At 68.7% G+C, this 7,517-nt stretch carries 7 protein-coding genes; 6 read left to right on the forward strand and 1 reads right to left on the reverse strand.

Annotated elements, in window-relative coordinates; all coding sequences use genetic code 11:
* Positions 1-112: 112 nt before the first annotated feature.
* Positions 113-241: a hypothetical protein gene (locus tag H7290_RS02580; RefSeq protein WP_290512452.1), complete on the forward strand. Its 129-nt coding sequence runs from the start codon at positions 113-115 to the stop codon at positions 239-241.
* A 26-nt stretch (positions 242-267) separates the two neighbouring features.
* Here the strand turns inward: H7290_RS02580 and eccCa are convergent, their stop codons facing one another.
* The gene (gene eccCa, locus H7290_RS02585; RefSeq protein ID WP_290512453.1) at positions 268-4,239 is read right to left on the reverse strand and encodes a type VII secretion protein EccCa; all 3,972 of its coding nucleotides are present in this window, start codon (positions 4,237-4,239) and stop codon (positions 268-270) included.
* A gap of 92 nt (positions 4,240-4,331) precedes the next feature.
* On the opposite strand from eccCa, the gene H7290_RS02590 reads away from it, so the two are divergent.
* The 5 genes from H7290_RS02590 to H7290_RS02610 all read left to right on the forward strand — a co-directional run.
* Positions 4,332-5,675 (forward strand): hypothetical protein, encoded by a 1,344-nt coding sequence (locus H7290_RS02590; RefSeq protein WP_290512454.1) that lies wholly within the window; start codon positions 4,332-4,334, stop codon positions 5,673-5,675.
* Positions 5,676-5,821: 146 nt separating this feature from the next.
* Positions 5,822-6,133 carry a WXG100 family type VII secretion target gene (locus H7290_RS02595; protein WP_290512455.1) on the forward strand — a complete coding sequence of 104 codons (312 nt, stop codon included), beginning with the start codon at positions 5,822-5,824 and terminating at the stop codon, positions 6,131-6,133.
* Between the two features lie 73 nt (positions 6,134-6,206).
* The gene (locus H7290_RS02600) at positions 6,207-6,500 is read left to right on the forward strand and encodes a WXG100 family type VII secretion target (RefSeq protein WP_290512456.1); all 294 of its coding nucleotides are present in this window, start codon (positions 6,207-6,209) and stop codon (positions 6,498-6,500) included.
* A gap of 121 nt (positions 6,501-6,621) precedes the next feature.
* Positions 6,622-7,125, forward strand: coding sequence for a hypothetical protein (locus H7290_RS02605; protein WP_290512457.1), 504 nt, complete (start codon positions 6,622-6,624; stop codon positions 7,123-7,125).
* Positions 7,126-7,140: 15 nt separating this feature from the next.
* Positions 7,141-7,517 (forward strand): S8 family serine peptidase (locus tag H7290_RS02610; protein WP_290512458.1); only part of this gene is annotated, 377 nt, incomplete at its 3' end.

Consider the following 7,517-nt stretch of genomic DNA (forward strand, 5'->3'; position numbering starts at 1 on the left):
AAAGGCGAGGCACTGCCCGACGAGGCACCCTTCCTCCCGGAGGGCCGCAACCCCGGCTCCTGGCTGTACGCCTGCCTCAAGGTGCCCCGATGATGATCCCCGGCGGTGCGCCATGACGGCCGCGGGCCTCGATGTCGATGCACTCGCTGTCGAGATCTCAGCACAGGGCTTCGGGGAGTTCGTCGACTTCTACATCGCGAACCGCGCCGTGCGACGTCCGGGACCACCTACAGAGTCCTGACCACCCGGAGACATTCCCGGGCCACGTCAGTCTGATGGCTCGCTGAAGGCGGTCTGCACGACCTCGACCCCGCGGTCGCGGGTGATGAGCCGGCCACGACCGGCCACGCCGATCTGCGGCTTCGTGGTGCCGATCAGCGGCCCTTCGTCGGGGCTGCCCGACAGCAGGAGGCCCGGCATCGCGAGGTCGCGAAGGCTCTGGATGACCGGCTCGTAGAGCGCCCGCGCGGCACCGCCGGAGCGACGGGACAGCACGAGGTGCAGGCCGACGTCGCGTGCCTGCGTGAGCAGGGGCACGAGCGGCAGCAGCGGTGAGCCGGCCTGGGTGGCGACGAGGTCGTAGTCGTCGACGACGAGGAATACGTCAGCGCCCGACCACCACGACCGGTTGCGCAGCTCGGTGGGCGTGACGTCCGGGCCGGGCAGCCTCTTCTGCAGGTAGGCGGCCAGCTCCTCGAGCGCGGGCGCGGCCTGCGACGCGTTGGTGAGGTAGTGCAGCAGCGTCTCGTCGGGCACCTCGCCGAGCAGCGCGCGACGGTAGTCGACGATGATGACCTGCGCCTCGGCGGCGGTGCGGCTGCGCATGACCTCGCGCAGGTACGACCGCAGCAGGGTGGACTTGCCCGAGCGGCTGTCGCCGAAGACCAGCAGGTGCGGCTCCGCCTCGACGTCGAGCGACACCGGGGCGAGGTCGCGCTCGTCGATGGCGAGGTAGATGCGCCGGTCGTCGGCCGCGACGTTGGCGTGCCGGCGCAGGGTCTCGAGCTCGACGCGCTCGGGCAGCAACCGCAGCTTGGGCCCGCGCTTGCCGGTCCAGGCCTCGTCGACCCGCAGCACGAGGTCCTCGACACCGGGCCCGATGGTGTCGACGTCGGCCTTGCCGTCGATGCGTGGCAGCGCGGCGAGGAAGTGCAGCTTGGACGAGATGAGGCCGCGACCGGGTCGACCGACCGGCACGAGCGCGGCGGTCTTGCGGTCGATCTCCGAGTCGGTGGTCTCACCGAGCCGCAGCTCGAGCCGTGTACCGAAGACGTCACGCACCGCGGCACGGAAGTCGGCCCAGCGCGCGGCGCTCGCGATGAGGTGCACACCGAAGGTGAGGCCTCGCTGAGCCATCGCCTGCAGCTCCATCTCGAGCGCCTCGAAGTCGGAGCGCACCGTGCCCCACCCGTCGACGACGAGGAACACGTCGCCGTAGCCGTCGTCAGCACGTCCGTCGTTGCGGCGCGAACGGTAGGTCTCGATCGAGTCGATGCCCTGGCTGCGGAAGTAGGCCTCACGACGGTCGACGACGCCCTGCACCTCCGCCACGATGCGGCGCACCACATCGGGCTCCGACCGGGTCGCGACACCCGACACGTGCGGAAGATCGGCCATCGGGGCGAATGTGCCACCACCGAAGTCGAGGATGTAGAACTGCGAGTCACGCGGGGTCGAGGAGAGCACGAGGCTCGACACGAGGGTGCGCAGCAAGGTGCTCTTGCCGCTGCGGGGACCACCGACGACCGACACGTGCCCGCCGGAGCCGGCGAGGTTGAGCTCGAGCACGTCGCGGCGCTGCTCGCGCGGACGATCGACGATGCCGATGGGCACGACCAGCCCACCGCGGGCGTGCCACTGCGGCGAGATGAGGCCCAGCTCGGGATCAACCAGGAGGCCGGGCATCAGGGCATCGAGCGTGTCGGGCTCGTCGAGCGGCGGCAGCCAGACCTTGTGTGCCTGGACACCGCGACCGGTCATGCTGTCGACGGCGATGTCGAGCACCGAGCGCGCGTCGTCGACCACCTGTGGAAGTGGCGTGTCGAAGACCTCGGGCGCGAACGACTCCGCCGGCATGACGTGGCGCGAGGTGAACGGCAGGATGGCCCGGGCGCGGGCGGCGCCGCCGCCCGTGGGCGTGGCGACCTGCTGCGGTGGCGGGCCCGAGACGTAGGCGCCCTTGAATCGCTGCAACGTCGCCTGGTCGGGTTTGAGATAGCCCAGACCCGGGACGGACGGAAGCTCGTAGGCGTCGGGCACACCGAGCACGGTGCGCGACTCGCTGCTGCTGAACGTCCGCAGACCCACGCGGTAGGAGAGGTGGCTCTCGAGGCCCCGGAGGCGTCCCTCCTCCAGACGCTGTGAGGCGAGCAGGAGGTGCAACCCCAGTGAACGACCCAGTCGGCCGATTGCGACGAAGAGGTCGATGAACTCCGGCTTGGCTGACAGCATCTCGGAGAACTCGTCGACCACGATGAACAGGCTCGGCATGGGCGCGAGGTCCTCGCCGCCGGCACGCGCCTTCTCGTAGTCGCGGATGGACGCGTAGTTGCCTGCCCGGCGCAGAAGCTCCTGCCGGCGGACCATTTCACCGGACAGCGCATCCTGCATGCGGTCGACGAGGGGGAGCTCGTTCTCGAGGTTGGTGATGACGGCCGACACGTGCGGCATGTCGGCCAGGCCGGCGAACGTCGCACCACCCTTGAAGTCGACCAGCACCATGTTGAGGTCCTCGGCCGAGTGCGTCATCGCCAGACCGAGCACGAGGGTGCGCAGCAGCTCGGACTTGCCTGAGCCGGTCGCGCCGATGACGAGGCCGTGAGGGCCCATGCCCTGCTGCGCCGACTCCTTGATGTCGAGATAGACCGGAGCGCCGCTGTCCTCGACGCCGATCGGTACGCGCAGCTTGTCGCGGGCTGGGCGGTGGGCCCACGCCGAGTCGGGGTCGAAGTCGCGGACGGAACCGATGCCGAGCAGCTCGATGAGGTCGGGGGTGCCCGCCAGGGTCTCGTCGCCCGCGGCGCCCTCGGTGGTGCCCAGCGGGGCGAGGCGCCGGGCGAACGCCTCGGCAGTCGCGATGTCGAGCTGGTCAGCCGCGCTCCGCAGCGGCTCCTCACGCACCCGCTGCGCCGTCACGTCGGCCATGCCGTTGGGCAGGAGCTGCGCCCCGAGCTCGAGCCGTAGCCGGTCAGGGTCGTCCAGCTCGTCCCAGTGCTCGGGCAGGTCGAGAACCGTGACGCTGTGGATGCCCTCCTGCGGCAGCACATGACTGTCGGGCGGCACCTGCGCGCCGTCGATGACGATCAACAGGTGGGGCACGGCGGCGGGTTGGTCGGCCCCGAACCGCGGACGCTCGGAGATGTCCTGGGGCAGCATCGCGGCAAGGTCGTCGAGCGAGCTGGTGAGCATGCGGCTCGGACCGACGGCATCGCTCTCGACGGGGCTCTGCGCGTGGGGCAGCCACTTGAGCCACTCCCACTCGTCGAGGTAACGCTCGTCGCAGAGCACCGCAATGATGAGCTGGCCGGGAGCGTGGAATGCCGATGCTTCGCAGATGATCGAACGGGCCAGGGCGCGTGAGTGCTCTGCGCGACCCGTGACCTCGACTCGGCTGAAGGCGCGCAGATCGATGGCGGCCGGTAGGTCGGGCTGCACGCGGTGCACCGCGAGCAGGCGGTGCAGAGCCGATGCCGCCACCGGGTCGAGCTGGTCGATGGGCGCCGACTCGGGCGGAACGAGCTCGAGCGCCAGCGGTTGCGACGACGTGCCGTAACGCACCTGCAGCCGGCTCTCATGCTCCGAACCGCGCTCCCACAACCGGCTCTCCTCGGCCGCGAACGACGGGAGCGAGTGCGGCGCGGGATGGTTCCAGAGCAACGAGTCGCGCTGCTGCTTGGCTGCGGCGCGCACCGTCGCACGCACGCCGGCCAGGTACTGCAGGTACTCCCGACGGACACCGCCGACCTTGGACGTCCGCTGCTTGCGCTGACGGTCGATGCTCACACCGACGAAGCCGAGCGTGGCGACGAGGAACATGCCGCCAGCGATGAGGCCCTTGGCGCCGTTGCCGGAGGCCACGAAGGCGATCGAGCCGACACTCGCGAGCATCGGCAACGCCATCATCAGCGGGCCACTCGCACCCTCGTGGGGCTGCACCTCCGGGGGCGGCTGCAAGACGATCTCGCCTGTGGGCATCGTGGGCGGCTCGAGCTTCTGGCCACGCCTCAGCGTCCTGGTCACTCGTCATCCCCCCGGGCGGCAGCACCGCTTCGACAATCGTGTTCCGCTCCTGTGGTGCATGATAGTGGCGTTCTCAGCAGGGGGAGACTTCCGTGTACGAAAGCGTCGTCAGGTCGACGGTCCGACTGACAATCGTCGGTCCGGACGGCCCCCTCGACCTCGTCGTCCCGGTGTGGGCCGACCTTCGCACGGTCAGTCGCCGCTATGCCGGCCGAGTCGGTGTCGCCGACGACATGGTCTTCACCGCATCCGACGGAACAGTGCTCGACGCGCATGTCCCCATTCAGCGCCTGGGCTTTCGTCACGGCGAGCTGATCTACACGTTCCGACAGCACGAGACCCACCCCAGGGGCCCGGCGCAGCACCGCGGTCACGAGCAGGCGCAAGGCCGGACGACGATGTGGCCCGTGGGGCTCGCCGCGATCAGTGGTCTCACCGCCGGGGTCGCGGCCGCCACCGGCGACAACGGCACGGTGCGAAACATCTCGTTGGCTGTCCTCACCATCGGCGCCTTCGTCGCCGCCCTGCCGTGGCGCCACGGTTCTGCCTGGCCCCTGGCAGCCCCTGCTCTCGCCGCGGGAGCCACGTTCACGCTGGTCGACACGCAAGCCGTCGGCGGGCTCCAGGTCGCCGTCGGAGCCGCCGGATTCTCCGCGGTGGCCCTCGGCGCCGTGTCACGGATGCTCAACCGCCGGCGCCACGTCGAGCAGCTCATCTGGATGGTCGCCGGCGGGGCCACGGCACTGACCGCCTCGGTGTGCCTTCTTCTGGACACCTCCGACCGCGCCATGTGGGCGGTGCTCTTCGCCTTCGCACTGCTCGCTGCCCGCATGCTGCCGACCCTCGTCCTGAGCGTCCCAGACCAGGCTCTGCTCGACATCGATCGGCTGGCCGTGACGGCGTGGTCGGCTCGCGATGCTCGGCCCAAGGGGCGGCGCAGTCGCAGCGTCGTCGACCCCGCCGGCGTCCGTGACGTTGCCGTCCGCAGCCGCGTGCTTGTCGACACCGGCACAGTGGCCGCTGCCTTCGCCCTCGCCGTGCTCGGCCCTCTGCTGATGGCCGATCCCGGCAGTGGGTCGTCCGAGGTGGGTGTACGCATCATGGTCGGGTCGGCTGCCGCAGCACTCGCCCTCGGTGCACGCACCGTGCGTTCGCTTGCTCCCCGGGCAGCGCTTCGTCTGTCCGCCTCGGTGCTGGCGATCGTGTTCGGCGCCGACGTGGTGCTCTCCACCGACCGGCTTGGTCTCATCGTCATCGTGTCGCTCATCGCGGCTGCCGCCGGAGTCGCCACCGCAATTGCCGTCGGCCGTGGCTGGCGATCGCTCCGGTGGGGACGGCTCGCCGACTTCGCCGAGGAGATCACCGCCATCGCCGCCGTGGCCGCGTTGCCGCTTGCGACAGGACTGTTCGAGCTCGTGCGCCGCGCTCCCTCGTGATCGACACCACACGTTCATAGTTCTTTGTGACTACGTTTGCTAGTCATGTCGGCACGCATTCCGATAGCCTCGAGACATATTGTCAAGACTCGACGCGGACACGAATTCCTCCGCCGAGAGCACGAATCCAAGGAGGCCGGTCGTCCATGGCCGCAGAAGTCACCAAACAGGACCAGGCACTGACCAACAGCGCCGGTCTGGTCGCCACAACCCACGGAGACCTGACCCAGCAGCTCAGCGTCCTGCGCGGCAAGATCTCCTCGCTGCAGCCGATGTGGAAGGGAGCCGGCGCCGCCGCGTTCCAGCAGGTCATGGTCCGTTGGGACGAGGACTCGCGCAAGATCACCTCGGCGCTCAACGAGTTCGAGGCCAACCTGCGCCAGTCCGAGCAGGTCTACAACGCCACCGACGATGCCCAGTCGGCCACGTTCGCCAAGCTCAACGGTCGCCTCGGCTGACCAAGGCCGATGCACCGGTACGAAAACCTCACACTTCGCAGACCCCTCACACTTCGCAGACCAGGAGAAACGCATGAACGCAGGAGAACTCAAGGTCAACTTCGGTGGCCTCGAAACCGCCGCCTCCGACATTCAGGGCTCGGCCAACCAGATCGAGGCTCGCGTCGACGAGCTCGAGTCGCAACTGTCGAACCTCCGCGCCAACTGGACCGGTTCGGCCTCGGAGTCCTACCAGGTGTCCAAGGCCAAGTGGGACGCAGCGATCCGCGACATGAAGCTGCTCCTCACCGAGATCGGCACCGCCGTCCAGCAGTCCAACGGCGACTACCGCGCCACCGAGGCGTCGAACACCTCGCGCTGGGGCTAGAACCTCACCGATTCGGTGATCCCGGGCCGGACGCCACGGCATCCGGCCCGGCCGACACCACACACATCCGACACCACACACGCCCGACCGAACGCACATTGACACAGGAAGATCACGCGACATGAGCTTGTCTGCCGGAATCCAGGTGGCCATCGAGGCCATCGAGGAGATCAAGAACCGCGGACTTACCGACGCCGAGAATCTTGCGACGTCCGCCACCTCGGAGTTCCGCCACAACCGCACCCCTCTTCACGCGTTCAGCTCATTCCCCATGGCCGCCGAGGTCGCACAGCAGCAGGACGCCGCCTATCAGGTCTACGTCAGCACGATCGACGGTGTGCTCGCCGACCTGCGCACGTTCCAGGCGAATCTTGGCGGCAACGTCAACAGCTGGAAGACCGTCGACGAAGACACCCAGGCTCGGCTGATCAAGTTCGCCAGCAACTTTGGCGACACCTCGCTGCAGTCCGTCACTGCCAACGAGCAGGCGCGGGAGACGTACGCCGAGAAGCTGGGCGTGCCCGCTGACCAGGGCACCTCGACCGTCGACAGCGGATCCACCGCAGAACCTGGTGCCGAGGTGCCACCGAGCGCCAATGGGTCTTCTGATTTGTCGTTCGGCTGAGCAGAACAGACCCTGATGCACCTCATCCGTCGCGCGCTGCCCAGCATCGCTGTCATCGCTGCAGTGGTGCTGCCGAGCGCCGCGGCAGCCGCCGACCCATCGAACTGGTTCGACACCCTCAGAATGGGTGCCAACCACAAGATCTCCACCGGCAAGGGCGTCACGGTCGCGGTCCTGGACGGCTCGTTGGACACCAGCGTCCCCACACTCCAGGGAGCAGACATCTCCTTCGGCAAGGGCTGCAGCTTCACGAAGGCGACATCGCTTCCCGCCAGAGACGATGACCACGGCACCGCCATGACCTCCCTCATCGTCGGACAGGGCAATGGCGGTGTCGTCGGAGCGGCGCCCAACGCGAAGGTCCGTTTCTACTCCATCGACACCAGCCCCGA

Origin of the sequence: Aeromicrobium sp. (genome assembly GCF_014378035.1) — a bacterium.
Lineage (GTDB): Bacteria > Actinomycetota > Actinomycetes > Propionibacteriales > Nocardioidaceae > Aeromicrobium.

What these genes read in the sequence shown, in the direction of transcription:
- H7290_RS02605 (WP_290512457.1), top strand. Translation starts at nt 6,622, where the DNA reads ATGAGCTTGTCTGCCGGAATCCAGGTGGCCATCGAGGCCATCGAGGAG.
- H7290_RS02595 (WP_290512455.1), top strand. Translation starts at nt 5,822, where the DNA reads ATGGCCGCAGAAGTCACCAAACAGGACCAGGCACTGACCAACAGCGCC.
- H7290_RS02600 (WP_290512456.1), top strand. Translation starts at nt 6,207, where the DNA reads ATGAACGCAGGAGAACTCAAGGTCAACTTCGGTGGCCTCGAAACCGCC.
- H7290_RS02580 (WP_290512452.1), top strand. Translation starts at nt 113, where the DNA reads ATGACGGCCGCGGGCCTCGATGTCGATGCACTCGCTGTCGAGATCTCA.